Annotated in this window: 14 protein-coding genes; 4 read left to right on the top strand and 10 right to left on the bottom strand. The window is 41.2% G+C overall.

From position 1 onward, the window contains the following. Positions 1-14: 14 nt before the first annotated feature. From LK453_RS02325 to rdgB, 6 genes are all read right to left on the bottom strand, one after another. Positions 15-1,202 carry an MFS transporter gene (locus tag LK453_RS02325; RefSeq protein ID WP_201541840.1) on the bottom strand — a complete coding sequence of 396 codons (1,188 nt, stop codon included), beginning with the start codon at positions 1,200-1,202 and terminating at the stop codon, positions 15-17. Positions 1,203-1,454: 252 nt separating this feature from the next. Continuing rightward, the gene (locus LK453_RS02320) at positions 1,455-2,546 is read right to left on the bottom strand and encodes an SDR family NAD(P)-dependent oxidoreductase (RefSeq protein WP_201541817.1); all 1,092 of its coding nucleotides are present in this window, start codon (positions 2,544-2,546) and stop codon (positions 1,455-1,457) included. A 224-nt stretch (positions 2,547-2,770) separates the two neighbouring features. Further along, positions 2,771-4,048, bottom strand: coding sequence for an ATP-dependent protease ATP-binding subunit ClpX (gene clpX, locus LK453_RS02315; protein ID WP_201541819.1), 1,278 nt, complete (start codon positions 4,046-4,048; stop codon positions 2,771-2,773). 147 nt (positions 4,049-4,195) lie between these two features. After that, positions 4,196-4,822 carry an ATP-dependent Clp endopeptidase proteolytic subunit ClpP gene (gene clpP / locus LK453_RS02310; protein WP_044298221.1) on the bottom strand — a complete coding sequence of 209 codons (627 nt, stop codon included), beginning with the start codon at positions 4,820-4,822 and terminating at the stop codon, positions 4,196-4,198. Positions 4,823-5,358: 536 nt separating this feature from the next. Then, positions 5,359-6,696, bottom strand: coding sequence for a trigger factor (gene tig / locus LK453_RS02305; RefSeq protein ID WP_201541821.1), 1,338 nt, complete (start codon positions 6,694-6,696; stop codon positions 5,359-5,361). Between the two features lie 471 nt (positions 6,697-7,167). Further along, entirely contained in the window at positions 7,168-7,854 is a 687-nt protein-coding gene (gene rdgB, locus LK453_RS02300; RefSeq protein WP_227674410.1) for an RdgB/HAM1 family non-canonical purine NTP pyrophosphatase, read from the bottom strand. Positions 7,855-8,546: 692 nt separating this feature from the next. On the opposite strand from rdgB, the gene LK453_RS02295 reads away from it, so the two are divergent. After that, the gene (locus LK453_RS02295; protein WP_007394369.1) at positions 8,547-9,176 is read left to right on the top strand and encodes a superoxide dismutase; all 630 of its coding nucleotides are present in this window, start codon (positions 8,547-8,549) and stop codon (positions 9,174-9,176) included. A 372-nt stretch (positions 9,177-9,548) separates the two neighbouring features. Here LK453_RS02295 and LK453_RS02290 read toward each other — a convergent pair whose 3' ends face one another. After that, positions 9,549-10,457 (bottom strand): DUF72 domain-containing protein, encoded by a 909-nt coding sequence (locus tag LK453_RS02290; RefSeq protein WP_201541822.1) that lies wholly within the window; start codon positions 10,455-10,457, stop codon positions 9,549-9,551. A gap of 405 nt (positions 10,458-10,862) precedes the next feature. Between LK453_RS02290 and hemA the strand changes: the two genes are divergently transcribed. Further along, positions 10,863-12,224, top strand: a complete 1,362-nt coding sequence (gene hemA, locus LK453_RS02285; RefSeq protein ID WP_201541824.1) for a glutamyl-tRNA reductase — start codon at positions 10,863-10,865, stop codon at positions 12,222-12,224. A 177-nt stretch (positions 12,225-12,401) separates the two neighbouring features. On the opposite strand, the gene LK453_RS02280 is transcribed toward hemA, so the two are convergent. After that, entirely contained in the window at positions 12,402-13,022 is a 621-nt protein-coding gene (locus tag LK453_RS02280) for a rhomboid family intramembrane serine protease (RefSeq protein WP_201541832.1), read from the bottom strand. A 651-nt stretch (positions 13,023-13,673) separates the two neighbouring features. Here LK453_RS02280 and LK453_RS02275 point away from each other — a divergent pair. Further along, positions 13,674-15,332 carry an OmpA family protein gene (locus LK453_RS02275; RefSeq protein ID WP_201541834.1) on the top strand — a complete coding sequence of 553 codons (1,659 nt, stop codon included), beginning with the start codon at positions 13,674-13,676 and terminating at the stop codon, positions 15,330-15,332. A gap of 201 nt (positions 15,333-15,533) precedes the next feature. Here LK453_RS02275 and nagZ read toward each other — a convergent pair whose 3' ends face one another. Next, positions 15,534-16,604 (bottom strand): beta-N-acetylhexosaminidase, encoded by a 1,071-nt coding sequence (gene nagZ, locus LK453_RS02270; RefSeq protein ID WP_201541836.1) that lies wholly within the window; start codon positions 16,602-16,604, stop codon positions 15,534-15,536. Between the two features lie 266 nt (positions 16,605-16,870). Here nagZ and LK453_RS02265 point away from each other — a divergent pair, with 266 nt between their 5' ends. Further along, on the top strand, positions 16,871-19,078 hold the full coding sequence (locus LK453_RS02265; protein ID WP_007394363.1) for a carboxy terminal-processing peptidase: 2,208 nt from the start codon (positions 16,871-16,873) through the stop codon (positions 19,076-19,078). A gap of 806 nt (positions 19,079-19,884) precedes the next feature. Here the strand turns inward: LK453_RS02265 and LK453_RS02260 are convergent. Next, on the bottom strand, positions 19,885-20,088 hold the full coding sequence (locus tag LK453_RS02260) for a CsbD family protein (protein ID WP_007394362.1): 204 nt from the start codon (positions 20,086-20,088) through the stop codon (positions 19,885-19,887). Between the last annotated feature and the right edge of the window lie 353 nt (positions 20,089-20,441).

Raw genomic sequence — 20,441 nt, 5'->3', positions numbered from 1 at the left:
CCAAAATCAAGCAGTCAAGCATTGTGCATCGGAGTCTTTATCATGCCAAAAGCAGCAATCAATAAAGCAATTATTTGTACCACTACCAATAGCGCTACCGTGGCAGACCATTCTCCGTAAGCGTAAGCTAGACCACAAGCCCAAGCTCCTGCAGTGCCCCCTGCATAATAGCCCATATAATATAAGCCGGACGCCAAAGAGCGACCTTCACTCACATTGGTAGCGATATAGCCTATCGTTGCCGATTGGGTAATAAATACCCCTGAGGACATGACGGTTAGACCAATAATAATTAACCACAGCGGTGAGCTTAGCGTGATTAAAACCCCAAGCATCGATATTAACACTGCCACAATAATGGTACGTGCGGAGCCAAAGCGTTGTATTAACTTTGTAGATAGAGGGGTAATGATGACACCAATAAGGTAAACGGCAAAGATATTTGCCAATTGCCCCGTGGTTAAGTGGTAAGGCTCATTGGCCAAATGCAGGTTAATAAAAGTAAAACAGCCCACTAAAGAGAACAGCACACAAAACCCTAACAGCGATGCTGAAACCACATAACGGTTGGTCAAGTGGCGAGATAAAGTACCGAGTGCAGTACGAAACTTAGGACTGGGCACGAAGTTTTTTGAAGCGGGTAGGGTTTTGGCAACCCATAATGCGCCAAAAACTGTCAGCGCAGCCATGAAGTAGTATCCAGTACGCCAACCCACCCACTCATGCAAATGACCGAGAATAAAGCGTCCTAAAAAACCACCCAATACCGATCCTGAAACATAGTAAGCCATGAGTTCGGCTACAGCACTGCCTTTAAACTCCTCGCCCAAATAAGCGATGGTCACCACCGTAATGCCTGGCACTGATAGTCCTTGTAAAAAACGCCAGATGGTCAAGGTTTCTACGCTATTACTGAGGGCAATAAGACCGGTCGGGATAGCTAAGAATAGTAAAGCACCGACAATAATAGACTTACGTCCAAGGGCATCAGACAACATACCTAAAAAAGGCGACATTAGAGCAACCGCCATTACCGTGGCGCCTACTGCCATACCCACCTGAACTTCACTGGCCTTAAAGTCCATCATTAACACTGGCAAAATAGACTGGATAGAATAGACCTGTAAGAAGGCAAACATGCCGATAAGCATGGCAGTGGCTTTTAGCACAAAGCTAGGGGCATTATTTACAGCATCGGTCATAGAAGAGGGCTGGGGGGAGGGCGTAGAGTTTTGCATAAAATGACCAGTCTATGTCAAGGTAAAGCACATCGAAGCATCGACATGCTTTACAGTATAAGGCGTGAAATTTAAATAGTGGCTTGAGGTGCTTATGGCTATAGGGCTGAGCCAGTAGACCATAATAAGTTAGTATGGCCGTAAATTGTATAACTCCCTATGGTATCAGACTATTGTTTTTGCGTAGCTTTTGATTTGACCCTAACGGCCTTTGGACTATTTTGCAATTGGGGCTACTTTTGCATCTAAACCTGTTTTCTCAATTGAGCTAGGTTGTTTGGAGGAACGGTTTGGTTTGATCATGCGTTTTTGCTTGGCTTTGATGGCCAATAGTCTGGCTTTGTGCATCACCTGCCCATAATGAGAGGGGAAAACACGCTGAATTAAATCGATTATCTTAGCATCATCGCCAATCAGACAACGGGCTTGGTCATTTGCTGCAGCCATTAAGATAATTTGTGCCGCAGTATTGGGGTTAAATTTAAGCAATTTATTAAAGCTTCTTAACCCCTTAGCGCCAGTGGCCATACCTAGCGTACTGACACTTTCATTACCACGGGCATTATTGGCAATATTGGTTTTGATACCACCAGGGTGTACGGAGGTTATCGACACGCCACTACGCTCAATCGCCAACTCTTGGCGTAAGCTTTCATTAAAGCCGCGGATGGCGAACTTACTGGCATTATAGGCGGACTGTGCAGGTTGAGCGATAATGCCAAACAAGCTAGATATATTAACGATATGTCCGTTTTGCTTGCCATCACTGTCTTTCACGCTCTGCTTAATAAGCGGTAAGAACGCTTTGGTACCATACACCATGCCCCAGAAGTTAATGCCCATGACCCATTCAATTTCTTCAATGCTTTCTCCCTCAACCGTAGAGGATAAAGCGACGCCAGCATTATTAAAAATGAAATTGACTCGACCATGCTGCTGTTGCACGTCGCTTGCCCAGCGGTAAACGGCTTCTTTATCTGCCACATCGAGTTCAGTAGTACTTACCTTGACGTCATAGTCTTTTAACAGGGCGTGGGTCTCGGCAAGATTCTCGCTATTAATATCGGACAATGCAAGGTCACAGCCAACGGCAGCAAGGTTTAGCGCAAGACCGCGGCCAATGCCTGAACCTGCACCAGTAATAGCGGCGACATGTCCGCTATAAAAATTTGCGAGGACTTGTTCATCAATATATGGTGCTATAAAGGGAGTCACAGGGGATAGCTGTTGTGACAGTCGCTTAGGAAGGTGGTTGGATAGCTGATTAGACAGTTGATTGGTTAGGGATAATAATGACAATGCAGACATGATAATACTCATCCTTGAATAGTGGTAACGCAGAGCAATAGATAACAGACAAATTCTATGTTAGGTTTTTATAATAGGTGAGTGTTGACTCACAAGCAATAAAAAAACGCCCAACGGTAACGGTGGGCGTTTTTAGCTATCAAATTTAACTACCAAACAGGTTTAGCTAATGAAGCCTTGAGCAAGCGCTTCAACGCTAGATTTTGATCGTGTTTGAGGAGGGCTTAAGAAATCTTAGGGGTTGCGCCATCATTAATAACGGACTCATCTACCACCACAGTTTTCGCCTCTGACATAGAAGGCAACTCATACATGGAATCTAGCAAAGCGTTTTCAACGATTGAACGCAAACCACGTGCCCCTGTCTTACGCTCCATAGCCTTATGAGCAATGGCTTTTAAACCTTCTTCTGTAAAGGTCAACTCGGCGTCTTCCATCTCAAATAAGTACTGATACTGTTTGATAATGGCGTTTTTAGGTTCAGTTAAAATCTGCATCAACGCGTCTTCGTCTAACTCTTCAAGGGTCGCAATAACTGGCAGACGACCGATAAGCTCCGGAATCAGGCCAAATTTAATCAAATCTTCTGGCTCAACTTGCTTGAATAGCTCAGTCAGTTGTTTGCCATCTTCTTTCGATTTAACTTCTGCATTAAAGCCAATTCCTGATTTCTCAGTACGCTGCTGAATCACTTTATCCAGACCCGAGAAAGCGCCACCCACAATGATTAGAATATTGCTGGTATCTACTTGGATTAGCTCTTGGTTAGGATGTTTACGGCCGCCATGAGGTGGGATAGCCGCTACCGTACCTTCGATCAGTTTTAGTAAAGCTTGCTGTACGCCTTCACCCGATACATCACGAGTGATAGACATGTTTTCGCCTTTTTTACTAATTTTATCAATCTCATCGACGTAGATAATACCTTGCTCCGCTCTTTCTACATCATAGTCCGCCGCTTGCAATAATTTTTGGACGATGTTTTCAACATCTTCACCGACATAACCGGCTTCGGTTAAGGTCGTCGCATCTGCCATTGCAAAAGGTACGTCTAGCATACGTGCTAAGGTTTGGGCCAATAATGTTTTACCAGAACCGGTAGGACCGATTAGCAAAATATTACTTTTCGATAGCTCAACCATGGCATCATCAGCGCCTATTTTAGCTTGTTTTCTATCATCTGCCAGTTTAGCCGCCACTTTAAGACGTTTATAATGGTTATAAACGGCTACTGATAAGGCTTTTTTGGCAGTTTCTTGACCAATAACATAACTGTCTAAGTGCTGACGAATCTCTTTTGGTGTTGGGAGTTTTTTGGTCAGCCAAGTATTTACTTCGCCGTCTTCACCCTCAACACTGTTGGCATCGCCATCTTCGATTAGATCTGTGCATAGCGCCACACATTCATTACAGATATTAGCGTCATCAGCAGCAATCAGCTGAGCCACTTCGTCTTTCTTTTTACCACAAAATGAACACTGCGGTGTTTTGTCCTTTGCCATGCTTGGCGCTCCTTAATAATTGCATGCTTCGCTGGGACGACTTAGTAACAACAACTTATTAAAGTAGCCATTACAGGGTGCCCAACAGCAAAGCCGTAAATTTGTTAATCTCTTGCTAAAAGCGTTATGCCTCAAAGACCTTTATAATTATTTTAGTTCTTCAGGACGACGCTCTAATACTTCATCTACTAGGCCGTATTCTTTGGCTTCTTGAGCATCTAACCAGTAGTCACGCTCAACGTCTCTTTCGATTTTTTCTAGAGGCTGGCCAGTACGTTCTGCCAAGATACGGTTTAGACGGTCACGGATTTTTAAGATTTCACGTGCATTAATTTCGATATCAGTGGCCTGACCCTGCGCGCCGCCTGAAGGTTGGTGAATCATTACGCGTGAGTTTGCTAACGCATAACGCTTACCTTTCTGACCGGCTGCCAATAGGAATGAACCCATGCTATATGCACCGCCCATACAAATAGTAGACACGTCTGGTTTAATAAAGTTCATGGTATCAAACATGGCCAAACCGGCACTCACTGATCCGCCTGGTGAGTTGATATACAAATGAATGTCTTTATCAGGGTTTTCTGCTTCTAAGAACAGCATTTGAGCCACGATTAAGTTGGCCATGTTGTCTTCAACCTGACCGGTTAAAAAGATAACACGCTCACGCAATAGACGTGAATAGATGTCAAAAGAGCGCTCACCACGGGCTGATTGCTCAACAACCATAGGTACTAAAGCCGCTTGAGGTACGCTTACTGTTGCATCGCGCATGTCTCTTAATACCGCATCATGAGCCGCCACAAGCTTCTCAAAATGAGGGTTGTTTATGATACGTTCGATATCTTGTTGGGTGTTTTGGTGATTCATAAATAATCCCTGTTTATTGGTCAATTTTACAATTTATAAGTAATCGTTTTAAGTAAGTTAAATAGACTCTGCTTTTTTTTGTCACAAAAATAAGCGGACAGCATCGGCCTATGTTATCTCTTTATATTTTGGGGTGGTCAACAATAAATCAAGCATTAACTGCACATTAACCTTATATTAACTGCCTATTGTTATATTAGTCTTATATTAGCTAGCTATATATTAGTTGCCTATGAATATTAATTGTCTAGAAATGTCGCTATCTCGGTTATCTTACTTGATGATAGACGATTAATACACAGTTTTAGAGTCTTAGACAAAAATGCCCCAACAAAAGTGTCGGGGCATTTTTTAGTTTAAGTCGTGACTTATCGCTTAAAGAACAAATAATTGAAGAACACATAATTTAAGCGGATAAGTTAACGCTTAAAGGCAATAACTTACATCATGCCTTGTTGCTGAGCTGCTAAAAGCTCTTGGTAACCTACTTCTTTATCGGTTACTTTACCTTGCTCAAGTAAGAAGTCTACTACTTGGTCTTCTAGTACTACAGACTCGATGTTAGCACGTTGCTGCGCATCGTTGGTGTAGTATTCGATAACTTCAGCTGGGTCTTCATAGTTTTCAGCAGTTTCTTTAATGAAAGTTTCAACTCGTTCTTGGTCAACTTTCAAGTCGTTTTCTTCGATAACACGTGATACTAAAACGCCTAAACGAGCGGCACGGATAGCTTGCTCTTCAAATAGCTCACGTGGCAACATGTCTTTGTCGATGCTGTTTGCGTTACCGCCAAACTGTTGAGCAAAGCGCTGCATCATTAGGTTACGCTGACGGTCCACTTCTTGATCAATCATTGCGCTTGGTACGTCAAATTCGTTTTTCTCAAGTAACGCATCAAAAGCCGCTTGTTTTACTTGGTTGCGAGCTGCGTTCTTAACTTCACGAGTCATGTTCTTACGAACGTCTTCTTTAAGCTGCTCAACACCACCTTCTTTCACGCCGAATAACTCAAGGAATTCAGCATCGATTTCTGGAAGTTTGGCTTCTTCAACAGTTTTAACGTTGATTTTGAACTGAGCTTTTTTGCCTGCTAAGTTTTCTGCTTGGTATTCTTCTGGGAAAGTTACGTCGATAGTTTTTTCATCGCCAGCTTTCATGCCTACGATACCGTCTTCAAAGCCAGGGATCATTTGACCGCTACCTAGCACAAGTTTGAAGTCTTCGGCTGCGCCGCCTTCAAATTTCTCACCGTCGATAGAGCCTTCGAAATCGAAAGTAACTTGGTCGCCTTCCGCGGCTTCACCTTCTTTTTCAGCGAATTCTTGACGTTGTTTACGAAGGTTGTCGATCATAGTGTCAACGTCTTCATCAGTGATGTTAGCAGTATGACGCTCTACTTCGATATCACTGATACCTTCAACTTTAATTTCTGGGAAGATTTCAACAGTGGCTTGATAAACTAAGAACTCGTCTTCAAGTTTTACGTCATCAATGTTTGGCATGCCAACAGCGCGCACGTCTTCAGCTTTGATAGCTTCAAATACGGTATCACGGATAACGTCATTGATAACTTCTTGTTGAATACCAGCACCATACTGAGCACGGATGTGTGAAACAGGCACTTTACCTTTACGGAAACCATCAATTTTGGCAGTTTTTGCCACATTGCGGATACGGCCTTCCACTTTATTTTGAATTTGTTCAACAGGTACTTTTACTGTCAACTGAGTTTGATTGTCGTTTACCTTGTTAGTGGTAACTTGTAGATCTTTTGCCATGGTTATTAACCCTGTATGTTAATCGTTTGATTTTAATGATAAGCAATGCTCAAGTGATATCAGATTAATAAACTTGATATCTAGTCCATGAGAAATGCCAAGAATATAACGCTAAAACTGGTTTTTTAGTGATAAATACTAAAACTATAAAGCCGCCAAGCTTAAATAATAGTGGCTAACCCACAACCTAATATAACGACCAGTTTATGACTCAAACAAGTGACAATATCTAGGTATAAAAGAGCACTACTTATGGCTTTGATACAGCTTTATATAGGCAGCACGCACATCACTTATCTACATAGCGTAGAGGTGATGGGTCTTAGGGGTACTGCTACAAAATTATAAAAGGAGAACAGTATAGTCTATCAGCCTATTAAAGTAAAAATAAAGTACAAATTACTCAATTTAACGCTTTGATATTTAATGCTTTGATATCTAACGCTTAAGTGCCACAGTTCCATCATGGTGCTAAGCATTTGTGAGCTGTTGTAATAAACTTTGAAGCGCAAGGCCGCGGTGACTGATTTTATTCTTTTGTTCAGGGGTCATAGCCGCCGCAGTTTGCTGATACTCAGGCACCCAAAATAAAGGGTCGTAGCCAAAGCCATTTTCACCTTGAGGTTCGGCTAGTATCTCACCTTGCCACAAGCCTTGAGCGATGATAGGCAATGGGTCATCGGCATGACGTACCAAAGCCAGTACACAGACGAAATAGCCTTTTATAGCAGACTCTGTATTAGCAGAATCAAGATCCGTACCTCTATAAGGCTGCAAATCGGCGATGAGTTTGGCATTGTTTTTTGCATCATTGCCATGCTCGCCGGCGTAACGTGCGGAATAGATGCCTGGAGCATTACCTAAAGTAGGCACACACAAGCCTGAATCATCGGCAACGGCAGGTAAGCCACTGATACGACTGGCATGACGGGCTTTGATAATCGCATTCTCTACAAAGCTTAACCCATCTTCAATAGCATCCTCTATATTGAGCTGACCTTGAGGAATAATCTCTATACCCAAATGGGCTTGGTCAAATAGACGCTGAAACTCCGCCAATTTGCCTTTATTGTTACTGGCCAATACCCAACGCTTTTCAGAGGTCACTGAAACAGCTTTTGAGGCAGGGGCAGGGGTTGTAGTTTGACTGTCGCTCATAATGAAACTTCCTTATATATTGGATTTACTGTTTTGTGAAACCGTATTTGATGTTTGATTTAAAATAATAGTGTTTGAAATAACAGTATTTTAAAAGAACGATATTTAAGACAAGGGAGACAGAGTAGGTATTATCCACATTCTATATGACTTTTTTATGGCCTCTTATGTTTATGGCATAAATTTTTACGTGATTAATTTTCAGGCCAACAATAATTCAGGCTAACAATAAGTAGACCTTTCACCTTTCTACTAACTCTATTAACCTATCGGTAAACCTAGCAGGTAAGCACTACTCAAATTTACCGTCTATAACATTCGGTAACTGAGTCGAGACTGGATAATTGTTATAGTAATTATCAAGACTTCGAAGAGGTACGTTAGACTTTATAATCGAGTAAACGTACTATCTTGTTAGACATGGGTTGATAAATTCTCCTCAGTCTATATTATGAAGTGGCAAGTTTAGGGTAATTTGCCTTTGGGCGAATCTTGAATTTGTCTCAGCAGCCTAATTCGATTAAATGTGCTATTAGTTTAATAGGGTTAATGAGCTGACTGTATGGAAATAACTTACAATAAATTCAGCCAACTTAAGTGTTGTTATCGTAACTTTTTATCTGTCTAATTATAATTTCGAGGGTAAGTTACAAGCAACATAACAACATTTATTCAGCCAAGGATAAAATAATATGTCAAACATTACTCTACCAGATCTACCTTATGCAAAAGACGCACTTGAGCCACATATCAGTGCAGAAACTTTAGAGTTTCACCATGACAAGCACCATGCTGCGTATGTTAACAAACTAAATGAATTACTACCTGGTTCTGGTCTTGAAGGCAAAGAGCTTGATGAAATTATCCAAGCTACTGCAAAAGATGACAGCAAACAAGGTATGTTCAACCAAGCTGCTCAAGTTTGGAACCACACTTTCTACTGGAACTGCATGACGCCAGACAATGGTGGCGGCGAACCTACTGGTGATCTTAAAGCGAAAATCGAAGAAGATTTTGGTTCATACGACAAATTCCGTGAAGAGTTCAAAAATGCAGCAACTTCACAGTTTGGTTCAGGTTGGGCTTGGTTAGTAGCTGACTCTGTAGGTGGCAAACTTTCAATCATGAAAACTGCCAACGCGGATACCCCGCTAGCTCATGACAAAGTAGCGGTATTGACTTGTGACGTATGGGAACATGCTTACTACATCGATTACCGTAACCGTCGTCCTGACTATGTAGATACTTTCTTAGACAAGTTAGTAAACTGGGACTATGCAAACGCTAAATATAAAGGTCAAGATGCCGGCGTTGAAGAATAATTAATCTTATGTTTGAATAATTTATCACGTTAAGCTATTAAGACCTCTGTTTTATAGCAGATGCTTGTTTTAAAGCAAAAAGGATACCTTCGGGTATCCTTTTTTTTGTGCTCAATTTATGTGTGTAATAACATAACTTTCACCAGTGCAGCGGCAATAGGCTGACTAAACTCAAGCTGTCTTTCGGGTAAAGTCATTTATCATATTAGTAGAGGATAGGAGCCGACCTGTTTATCAACAGATGCCTGTTAAAAACTCTGAGTAAAAATACCAATCAAAAGTGATAATTAAATATAGCTCCCGAGGCTAATTATTAAACCCTAACTACTCAACCTAACTATTGGACCTAGCTATTAAAGTCGAATAGACGGGCTATAAGACCTCAAACTGTAGGGCTTGTAAAGCCTCACGGAGCATCGCAATGTTATAGTAAGCATGAGCCTTGGTCGAGTTTTGAAAAAACACGTAAAGCTGATCAAAGTGTTGGCGTTGATTGGCAATGGCTTGGGCCCAAGCCTGCATCTCCTCAACGCTATAACGATAATCATGACGTTCACTGGCTGCCAGCGCATTCCACCAATTTAGATTATTGCCATGCATACGTAGATAACCAATACGTGGTTTTGCTAATGAATTAACACCGAGCTCAGTGGGAAGCGTCTCACCTTGCGAATTTGGTCGTTCAGTCTGGGTAGGGAGATGGGGTGAATTAAGCTGGGTAAACAACAGTCTTGATTTGGGTAACCCAGACACTTGAGGATAGTCGACACTACACCAGATAAGCCCAAGCTTTTGGAAACTGTGTTCTACTTGCGCAATGTGCCAGCTGGCATGACGAAACTCAATTGCCAAATCAAAGCCGGCGAACCAATCTGCTAATTTTGCCAAATACAGACGGTGCTCACGGGTTCTATCAAACCCATGTGGAAACTGAATTAGCAAAGGCGCTAAGCAATCCGCTTCAATAAGGGGTTGTATCGCTTCTATAAACGCGATTGCATGCTCGGGCGTTGCTTTTAGAGTATGGCTAAAATCTTGATGCAGCTTAATGGCGAACTTTACCTGTGCCTCTGATTTTCGAACCATGCCTTCATAAGCTTTGTGACCTAAAGGCGCGTAAAAGCTACTGTTAATCTCAACTGCTTTATAATGCTTCGCATATTCAGCCAAAAAATCTGTTTTTTTAGTGCCCAGAGGATACAGCGTGCCTAGCATGTCGGTATCACTATAACCACCGGTACCCAGATAGACAGTTGGGGAGAGGATAGGAGATTTCATCATATAAGATAAGCTAAGCCAGTTTTTTGAAAGTATCAAAGTTTCAAAGTATTGAAAGTATCAAAGTATTGAAAGTATCAAAGTATTAACAGAAAGTTGAGTAACTTATGCCTCTTATCACTTAATCGATGCCCGATATTATGAGGCTTTGAGGCTATATAATATAGCATTCGTGAATGTATTGGCATTCGATGTTATAATTCTCTGTTTATATCGTCTGTCAGGCTCTCTTTAATTATAAATCCAGTTGTAAATCGTAGAGATTTACAGCTGTCTGTAATGCTCACTCTTGATAAAGGGCAATACGCCCCTTATTTATAAGCGGTAGTGAATCATTTTTTTATAAGTGTGCTTTGATTAAGCATTTTAATACTGGCGGTTTAACTTAAATTAGTTGGTAGATTTTACATGAATCTCGTAGTCATCGGTGTGAACCATAAAACTGCCCCCGTCGCGCTGCGTGAACGGTTAGCATTTGTGGGCGGCGACATACAGGTGGCACAGGCGGAATTACAGAAAATAACGGCAGGCAGCCTGATAATCTCGACATGTAACCGTACCGAAATCTATGCTTTGGCGCCCAATACCCAAGCACTAATCGACCAAGTACCAAGCTTACCTTCTTCAGCCTTAGCTAACGAAGCACACGCTGCAACACCGGTAACTACTAGCCAACTTACCGAACAGCTGGTGAGCTGGTTGGCTGAGTTTAAACACTTACCCATTGCGGAAGTGCGTCCTTATCTATATGACTATATTGATAGCCAAGCGCTGACTCATTTATTACGGGTCGCAGCGGGTCTTGACTCTATGATATTGGGTGAGCCGCAAATCTTTGGTCAAATCAAGCGTTCTGTGGCAGATGCCAAACAATATGGTTATTTAACCAATCAGCTAAACTGGGTGGTTGAACAAATTTTTGCAGGCGCCAAGAGGGTCCGTAACGAAACCGATGTCGGTACCCAAGCTATCTCACTGGGTTATGCTGCATCGAAGTTAGTGACCCAAATATTTGATAAGCCAGAAGAAGCGACTTTTCTATTGGTTGCCGCTGGTGAGATGAACCGTTTGGTGGCGCAACATATCGCCGCTCTAGGGGTCAAAAAAATTCTAATCTGTAACCGTACTCCGCAGCGTGCACAGGAACTGGCCCAAGAATTACAACGTCCTGGGTTACAGATTGAAGTACATGCGCTGAGTGAGCTGAATAATCTATTGTATCAAGCAGATATTGTCAGTAGCTGTAGTGGCAGCATGGACATGCTGATTGATCAACATATGACCCGTCGCGCCTTAAAAAAACGTCGTTATAAGCCCATGCTTATGGTGGATTTGGCAGTACCAAGAGACATTGATTCAAGTGTTGGCAAAATTGATGATGTGTATTTGTACTCGGTTGATGATTTACAACATGTCATTGCCGGTAACTTAGAAAAACGTCGTCAAGCAGCGGTTGAAGCAGAGCTTCTGGTCAGTCAACTGGTGGTTGAAATTGAACGCCGTTTTCAGGTTCGTAAAGTCGGCCAAGATATTTACGAATATCGTCATAGTGCAGAACAAAAAGCCGATGCCATATTACAAGACATGCTGCATCAGCTAGCTACTACGGACATGAGTGCTGAGCAGGTCATGACAGAGTTGACCCGCCGGTTAACCCAAACATTATCCCATGCTCCGTCCTCGTTGATGCGCCGCGCTGCGCATGACGGTAACTCAGAGGTATTAAATGTGATTATCACTGGGCTCAAAGACGCTTATCGCAAAAAATAACCCCATACACCATGCAACATAAAATAGATAATAAAAAAAGGAGTGCGCTAAGCACTCCTTTTTTTATGGTTAATGCAACTATTTAAATAGAAACTGGCTAAATAGAAGCTGGTCTCAAGCCAAGAGTAAATAGCAAACTTAATTGAATGTCTCAAGCTTTCTTAAACTCAGTCTTGCTTAGAAAGAGGGGTGCATTAATGCATTGAAGAAATGGGGTAGAACATTTGGAGACAGAATGATAGTCGCTAACACACCGAAACCGCCGCCCCATAAATGAGCTAAGTGATTGATATTGGAATTGCCTTTCTTATTGGCATAAACACTATAAGCGACATAGGCAATGGCAAATACGATGGCGGGAATAGGTAATACGGCAAAGAGGTAAAGCATACTCCAAGGTGCCATCAGAATAAATGAGAACAAAATAGCAGATACTCCGCCAGAGGCACCTAAACTCCTATAATTAGCGTCATTTTTATGCTGTAAATAACTGGGAATCATGGCCACTATAATGGCCCCTAAATAGACCGCCAAGAATCCAAAACCACCCAAAAATTGATTAAAGAATCGTTCAACTGCCCGACCGAAGAAGTACAAGGTGAACATATTAAACAATAGATGGGTACTGTCAGCATGGATAAAACCATGGGTAATAAAACGATACCATTCTCCTTTGTTGACCGCAGGAGGGTAGAAGATTAATTTGGCCATTAATCCTTTGTTTTGCCAAGCCAATAAACTAATAATGACGGTAATAATAATAATTAAAGTCGTATGACTACTTAATAAACTGTTCAAAATATTTCCTTACTTAGCATTATGCTTAAAAGTAAATGAGTAAAAGGAGGAGGTAAATTGTGATTAATAAAAGGATGATAGGGTCAATAAGGGTAAAGCAAACTTGGGGGCTCTATTGAATTATCCTAAGTGCTCAAGTCGGTTAAAAGTAAAATTAAAGGGAGAGCAGTTAACTAAAATCAAACTATTAAAATCAGGTTAACCAATTAGGTCTATATTTACACTATTTTTATTAACAAGGTCTAGCCGGATATTTTATCAGTTTGTGACCAAAATATATTTCTGTAACACGCCTTAACTGAGAATTTACCTGAATATAACGTACTTATTTAAAAGATAGGGTATTGTAGTAGGCAAGTTTGGTAGATAGAAAAAGTTTGCCCTGCATTTAGTACTTTACTTGCATTGATTGCTTTGGCTTTATCAAGCATTTTTAACGGTCATTTGAGTACTAGTGCAGTTAGACCCTGTCTTAAGTAGCCATACTTATTTTAAGTAATAAGTAATTAGTAGCTTAAGTAATTGCACGAGTACGACTCAAGTAATACTACTTAAAAAATTAATTTAATAAAAATTAAAGAGTAGTATCAATGCAGGAATTCTAACTTTAAACTCACCTTACATTTTTGTCATTATTTAGGAGATTATTCAATGGATATCATTGGTCATTTAGCACGTACAGTTACCCCTGCTGTTTTGGGCGACAATCGTAACCCACAAAACGAAGGCTTATTAAAGCAGTTTTACGCTTTGTTTGCTGCCAAACTTGCGGATAACGATACTTACACGCGTTTAGGCACTCAAGAAGTAAATCGTGATGACTTAGGTCTATTTGACCGTTTATGGTCTGATGAAGCCCAAAAGTCAAATATTGCTCAACAGCTTGCTACCCATAACAATGTTGATGTGAGTTCTGTAAAAGGCCTATTGGCTTCTGCAGCCCCATTAGCCTTTAATGAAATTAAAAGTTTAGCAGGCGGCACGCCAGTTCCACAATTCTTGCGTGATAACCTATCGTCATTCCGTGACCATATTCCAAGTTGGGCGACTGCTTTATTACCAGCGGGTATTTTAGGCGCTGGCGTTGCAGGTGCTCATGCGGTACATAATAATGTAACAGCCAATACCACCTCTACTGCGGCTCATACTCATGAAGCAGGTCATCGTATTTCAGATACTACGAGCACAGCACCTTTACAGCGTGAAGAGAAAGAAAGTGGTGGCTTCATGAAAGCTCTACTTCCTATCATTGGTTTAATCATTTTAGGTGCTTTAGCTTGGGCTTTATTGAAAGGCTGTCAAGATAATCCAGCACCAGTGGCTACGCCAGAGCAAACGGTACAGCAGACTACTCAAACGACTACAACCACTCAAACTGATCTTAGCCCAGCAGTGTTAACCCTTGCTACTGGCGAAGGCAATGACTTATTTGCTTGTCGTATCAGTGCGGGTAATGATGAGCTAGGTAACAGTGTAATTAATGCTGTGAAAGATGTATTTGGTGGCAATGCTGATAAATGTCGTGCCGATATCGATGATAACTTCGCGACAGATATGCCAGCCTCAGCACATTTAGCGGCTATCTTACCTCTCATCAAAAATACACCTAATGCCAACGTAATCATCGAAGGCAACGATGTTCGCATTGATGCGCCAGACCAAGCACAACTTGATAAGTTAGTAGCAGACATCAAAGCAGCTGCTCCTGAATTAAATGTTATTGCTGCTGGTCCTCTAGACTTAGATGCTGAAATCAAACAAAGTATTGCTAATGCAACCACTGCTATGGATAATCTAGGTGAAAATCCAGATCCTAAAGATGTGGCACGTGCGTTAAGCCTACAGGTTATTAACTTTGAAGTGGATAAAGCAGACATTCCAGAAGTTAACAAAGCGGTATTAGACCGTGCTGTAGAAGTGATGAAAAATGTTCCAAATATGCAGTTAATGATTTTGGGTCATACTGATAGCGATGGCGATGACGCTCATAACCAAGAGCTATCACAGCGCCGTGCAGAATCTGTAAAACAGTACTTAGTGTCTAAAGGTGTTGACGCATCTAAATTAATGACCAAAGGTATGGGTGAAACAGATCCTATCGCAACTAACCAAACTGACAATGGTAAGTTCCGTAACCGTCGTATCGAATTTACTGTATATGATGAAGCGACAATGGGTAACGATGAAATTCAAGTGACTCAAGATGCTGCAGCAGTAGATCCTGCAAATGCTAATGAAGTAGCTGCACCAGCACAACCAGCAGCTCCAGAAGAAGCTAAAGATCCAGAGTCAACTAACACTGCACAGTAATAAATTTGGACTACTACAACTAAGCGTACCGTATGTAACGTCTACCTTAATTGTTATAGAATCCATTAAAGTTAAATAAAAAAAGACCGTCCTAAGGGGCGGTCTTTTTTATAGTTTGTTGTTTTTTCTGGTACTTTCTTTAGTTTTAGTTGTCTCAGTTCAAATCAAGCCAAAATTTTCAGTTCAAAAACTAATAATGAATTAGTGACTATAATGAGTAGGGTCACGCTCTACGAACACAGACATGGTGTCAGCAAAAAAAGCGTGTTGCACATTTTGTTGAGCGGTCTTCCAATACTCAAACTGAGCACAAGTCGCCTCCAAACTACCTTGCCATTCTGGAATATGGCTGCGCATGGCCTTTAAGCGTTCTTGATTCGGCACAGGTAAAGTAGCCGCAGTTTCAATAGCTTGGATGGCGGCAACACGGTCGTTACAGACTAAAGCCATATCACATCCGGCATTTAGAGCAGCAGTGACTCGGGCGCCCACATCCCCCGCCACATGAGCGGCTTTCATTGACAGGTCATCTGAGAAAAGCACACCGTTAAAGCCCAATTGTTCACGTGCAATGTCCTGCAGCCAAATTTTGGAGAAGCCGGCTGGCTTATCATCCACTTGACTGAAGATCACGTGAGCAGGCATTAAAGCATCTAACCAAGGCTGACACTGAATAAAAGGCTGTAGATCAACCCGTTTGATTTCTTCAAAGCTGCGTTCATCAATAGCGTCTGCCACATGAGAATCTGGAGCAATAGAGCCATGCCCAGGGAAATGTTTGCCTGTGGTGGCCATGCCTGCGGTTTTCATACCCCGCATAAACTGCATAGACAGCGCCACGATAGCTTCTGTACGGCGATGAAAGCTACGATCGCCAATCACTTTACTAACACCATTAATATCCAAGACTGGGGCAAAACTAAGGTCAATACCGACTGCCATAACTTCTGCGGCCATCAGATAACCACAGTCATAAGCTAGGCTCAAAGCGCGGCAAGGATCAGCGTCAAACAAGTCTCCTAATTTACCCATAGCAGGCAGCGGGGTAAAACCGTTACGTAAGCGCGCCACACGGCCACCTTCTTGATCGACACCGATAAGGATATCTGGCTGTAGCTGATGAATGTCATCACAAAGGCGGCGCACCTGATCCGGGTTATCAACGTTACGTGCAAATAAAATAATACCGCCGACTTCCTGACGGCTTAGTACTAAGCGGTCTTCCTCAGTCAATTCTGTGCCAGCGACATCGATCATTAATGGCCCATACATAAGGTTTCCCCTTTGAATTTATTTTAATCTAAATATGAATTGGTTATTATTACAGTAAACGTAATGAATACCAACCGCTGTATCACTCACAATAGCGTCTCTCACTGGCAAGGAAGCTAAATACAGTGAAGTAAGTTAAGGTAGTTGTAGGTTAAACGTAAAATTAGGTAAGAATGCTTATACAGTTTTAGACAGTCAACAGCTATTTGTTATGCTAATATCAAGGCATTATATCTATATTATAAAATAATGAGCGAGAATAATTTATGAGATTTCAACCAACACAGCTGGTATTAAGTGCTGCCGCTATTGGCGTTGCGGGAATTGTTTTTTCCCAAAGTTATACCGAAGCTGTTGCTTCAGATAAAGCTACTTTTGTTGCCACTCCAGAACAAAGACTAACCGCCCGTCAAGTGGCGGCTTTATTAGATAGAGCTCACTATTCTAATAAACGTTTTGACTCAGAGATGGGTCTTAAAGTGTTAGAGATGTATTTTGATCGCCTAGATCCCAACCATACTTTATTTTTGAAATCTGATGTGGATGAATTGACCAAAAAATATGGGTCAACTTTCGCAGACAGACTTAAAAAGGGAGACTTAAGCGCGGCTCAAAGTATCTTTAATCGTTATATTCAACGCTCAAACGAATACTATAATTTTGCCAATAAGTTTTTAAGCAAAGAAGTCAATCTGAATCGCAATGATTCTGTGGTATTAGACCGAGAAAAAGAACCTCGTTTTAATAGTGCTGCAGAGCAACAGCTATACTGGGAACGTCAATTAACTCTACAGATTATCAACTTAACTTTGGGTCAAGAAGAAGATAAAGCTCGAGATGAGCTGTATACCAAGCATCCTGAGCTGACCAAAGGTAATGACTTAATCTTGGGAGAAGATCGAAACCCAAGAGAGGTGCTGCTCAATCGCTTAAACCGTCAAAAAGAACAGTTGTCGCGTATTAAAAGCGATGAGATTATGGAGTCGGTGCTAAATACCGCCATGCTGACTTATGATCCACACAGTAATTATTATGCCCCGGTACAGTCAGTCGAGATGCAAGTACAGTCTAATTTACAGTTAGAAGGCATTGGGGTGACTATTCGCCCTTATCGTAAGAATCCAGACTATACCCAAATCGTTACTTTGGTAGAGGGTGGACCAGCCGCTAAGTCAGGTAAAGTACAACCCAATGATTTAATCATGGCAGTGGCCAAAGACGGAGAGAACTTACAAGATGTGGTAGGTTGGTCGACCCGTGAAGTCGTGGCTTTGATCCGCGGTAAGCGCGGTACTGATGTTACCATAAAAGTAAAACAGCCAAACAGTCCAGATGCCGCTGCCCGCAACATTGTGTTGACCCGTGATGTGATTGAGCAAGAAGATGCTGGCGTGACCCATCGTGTTATTACTGTTAAGCCTGAGGGTAGCAATCAAGAGAAGCGCATTGGAGTGTTAGAGATTCCTAGCTTCTACCTGAACTACCAAGCACGTCGCAACGGTCAGAACTATCGCAGTGTTAGTATCGACACTCAAAATGAGCTTAAAAAGCTAAATGAGCAAAATATTGATGGCCTTGTGGTGGACCTGCGTAATAACCCAGGCGGGTCGCTTGATGAAGTGGCGAAGATGTTAGGGTTATTTATTAAAGAAGGGCCTTTGGTCCAAATTCGTGATAACCGTGGCAACGTCCAAGTGTATCAAGATGAAGATGGCGGTAAGCAGCTGTATTCGGGTGATATGGTAGTGATTACCAATATGGCCTCAGCTTCAGCCTCTGAGATTTTTGCTGCAGCTATCCAAGATTATGGCCGTGGCTTAGTAGTCGGAAGTACCACGACTGGTAAAGGCTCTGCTCAGATTCAGTTAGACAGTTTGGCTTTAGGATCTGCCACCTTGACCCAGCGTAAATTTTATCGCGTTACTGGGGGAAGTACTCAAAATAAAGGGGTAGTACCTGACATTCCTTTAGTTAATATCTATGAAGGTGCAGAATTTAGTGAGCGTGATCAAAAACATGCGATGGCTTGGGACACAATTAAGACCTCACCTTACAAACCAGAAGGTAAATTTAGCAGTCAGACATTGGCCACATTAAATCAGCAATCTAAAATTCGTCAGACCACCAATCCGCAATTCGTGTATTTAGATACTTTGAATAGAGTGCGTAATATGGAAGATGATAAAAAAGCTGTTAAGCTGAATATCAATGAGCGTCGCGCGCATCAAAAACAAATTGAGCAGAAGACTTTAGATGCTGAAAATGCGCGTCGTGTGGCCACCGGTAATAAGCCTTATGCCAGCTGGACAGAATATCAAGCGGCCGTTGAAGCAATGTTTGAAGAGCGTAGTCGTTTAAAAAATGACCAGCGTCCAAAACTACCGGAAGATGAAGCCTATGTGATTGAAGCCGCTAAAATTATGTTAGAGGCCGATAAGTTACAGAGATTTCAGGAGTTAGAAAACTCTAGATAAAAATTAAATAAAAATCAGTCATTCATGGTGTTTATTATAAATGGCTTATTTTGTTATAAACCTTTATACCTCAAGGGGTGTAAAGGTTTTTTAATAGGTAAATTGACTCTTTTATCAGCGGCATCTATCCATGTAAGCATATGCTTACAACACATGACGCTTTGGCGACTTACTCTAATGCAGTTAATTTGCGATTATAGCTTCACGGCATCAAGGATGATGACTCAAAGGATTGAGTGCTTTAAATTATCTGTTTATGGTTCTGACCAATAAGTTGGCAGTCTTATAACAATAAAGTAAAGTTTCCGGATTAAGGACAAGTAGCTTTCATGAACAGAGTATCTGGTTTGATATTGTGCCATGGATTTAGTAGGGAAACCCACTCTTTGATTTTAGTAGCACAGGAAGTGAGACTTAACGTTAAAGGGAAATGTAATATTTAGAGCAGGACGCTCACTATGATTAACTATTCTAGGATGGGGTAGAGAGTTATAGTCTGTCAGGATGACAACAACGAAAGCCGCATAATGAGAATTATGCGGCTTTGTTATGTTTATCGATTGAGTATTTGATCAGTTCAAAATATTCAGAATCATATAACCAAAGTCATATAACGAACGAAACTCATTTAACAGTAACAGCAATTATAAAAATAAGCATTTCAAAAATGGATAGAAAAAAAATAGGTAGGAAAGGACTATTTCTAGTCTTCTCCTACCCATTTCTATATTCAATATTTATTTTATGTCTAAATTTATCTCTCTATAAAATAAAGATAATACCCATTAGATAAATACAGCTATCGACTAAACATCGTGTTTAACACGCCATTCACGAACTTGCTCTTCAACTTTCTCTTTGGTATGGCCATAGCGTTCTTGGATTTTACCAACTAGCTTATCAAAGCTACCTTCAGCATGGGTTAAATCGTCGTCAGTTAGTTCCGCCCACTGCTGTTTAATATCACCTTTAAGCTGGTTCCATTCGCCTTTAAATGTATCTTTATTCATAGTTATATTCCTTGTTTTAGTTAGAGGTTGTTTCAAAAGCTATTTTAAAAATTATCTAAGTTGCTAACTCTTATTGTCTTAGTGATGTTAGTCTTATGGTTATTATTATGCATCTTATAATAATTGATTGTGTATATAGCTATGTGGCTTATTATAGGTTTTTGGTTTCGATTGTTAGCGAAAATAACAATTAATAGTAAAAAGGGTTAGATTAAATTATTTCTCTGTATCCCTTATTCTATAAGATTTTAACAGGTTAACGATTAGTGATGTAAGCATATGCTTACATCACATGATGCTTTTAACGTCTTACCACATGCCTATTAATTTGAGACTATAGCTCTACTGCATCA

The sequence above is a fragment of the Psychrobacter sanguinis genome (genome assembly GCF_020736705.1).
GTDB lineage: Bacteria > Pseudomonadota > Gammaproteobacteria > Pseudomonadales > Moraxellaceae > Psychrobacter > Psychrobacter sanguinis.
The sequence above is the reverse complement of the archived record's forward strand: the minus strand, read 5'-3'. Positions and strand labels throughout refer to the sequence as shown.

Excerpts from the sequence above, each read along its gene's own strand:
- hemA (WP_201541824.1), top strand. The coding sequence starts at position 10,863 with ATGAATCTCGTAGTCATCGGTGTGAACCATAAAACTGCCCCCGTCGCG.
- LK453_RS02290 (WP_201541822.1), bottom strand. The coding sequence starts at position 10,457 with ATGATGAAATCTCCTATCCTCTCCCCAACTGTCTATCTGGGTACCGGT.
- rdgB (WP_227674410.1), bottom strand. The coding sequence starts at position 7,854 with ATGAGCGACAGTCAAACTACAACCCCTGCCCCTGCCTCAAAAGCTGTT.
- clpP (WP_044298221.1), bottom strand. The coding sequence starts at position 4,822 with ATGCGCGATGCAACAGTAAGCGTACCTCAAGCGGCTTTAGTACCTATG.
- LK453_RS02325 (WP_201541840.1), bottom strand. The coding sequence starts at position 1,202 with ATGACCGATGCTGTAAATAATGCCCCTAGCTTTGTGCTAAAAGCCACT.
- LK453_RS02260 (WP_007394362.1), bottom strand. The coding sequence starts at position 20,088 with ATGAATAAAGATACATTTAAAGGCGAATGGAACCAGCTTAAAGGTGAT.
- LK453_RS02320 (WP_201541817.1), bottom strand. The coding sequence starts at position 2,546 with ATGTCTGCATTGTCATTATTATCCCTAACCAATCAACTGTCTAATCAG.
- LK453_RS02295 (WP_007394369.1), top strand. The coding sequence starts at position 8,547 with ATGTCAAACATTACTCTACCAGATCTACCTTATGCAAAAGACGCACTT.
- nagZ (WP_201541836.1), bottom strand. The coding sequence starts at position 16,604 with ATGTATGGGCCATTAATGATCGATGTCGCTGGCACAGAATTGACTGAG.
- clpX (WP_201541819.1), bottom strand. The coding sequence starts at position 4,048 with ATGGCAAAGGACAAAACACCGCAGTGTTCATTTTGTGGTAAAAAGAAA.
- LK453_RS02275 (WP_201541834.1), top strand. The coding sequence starts at position 13,674 with ATGGATATCATTGGTCATTTAGCACGTACAGTTACCCCTGCTGTTTTG.
- LK453_RS02265 (WP_007394363.1), top strand. The coding sequence starts at position 16,871 with ATGAGATTTCAACCAACACAGCTGGTATTAAGTGCTGCCGCTATTGGC.
- tig (WP_201541821.1), bottom strand. The coding sequence starts at position 6,696 with ATGGCAAAAGATCTACAAGTTACCACTAACAAGGTAAACGACAATCAA.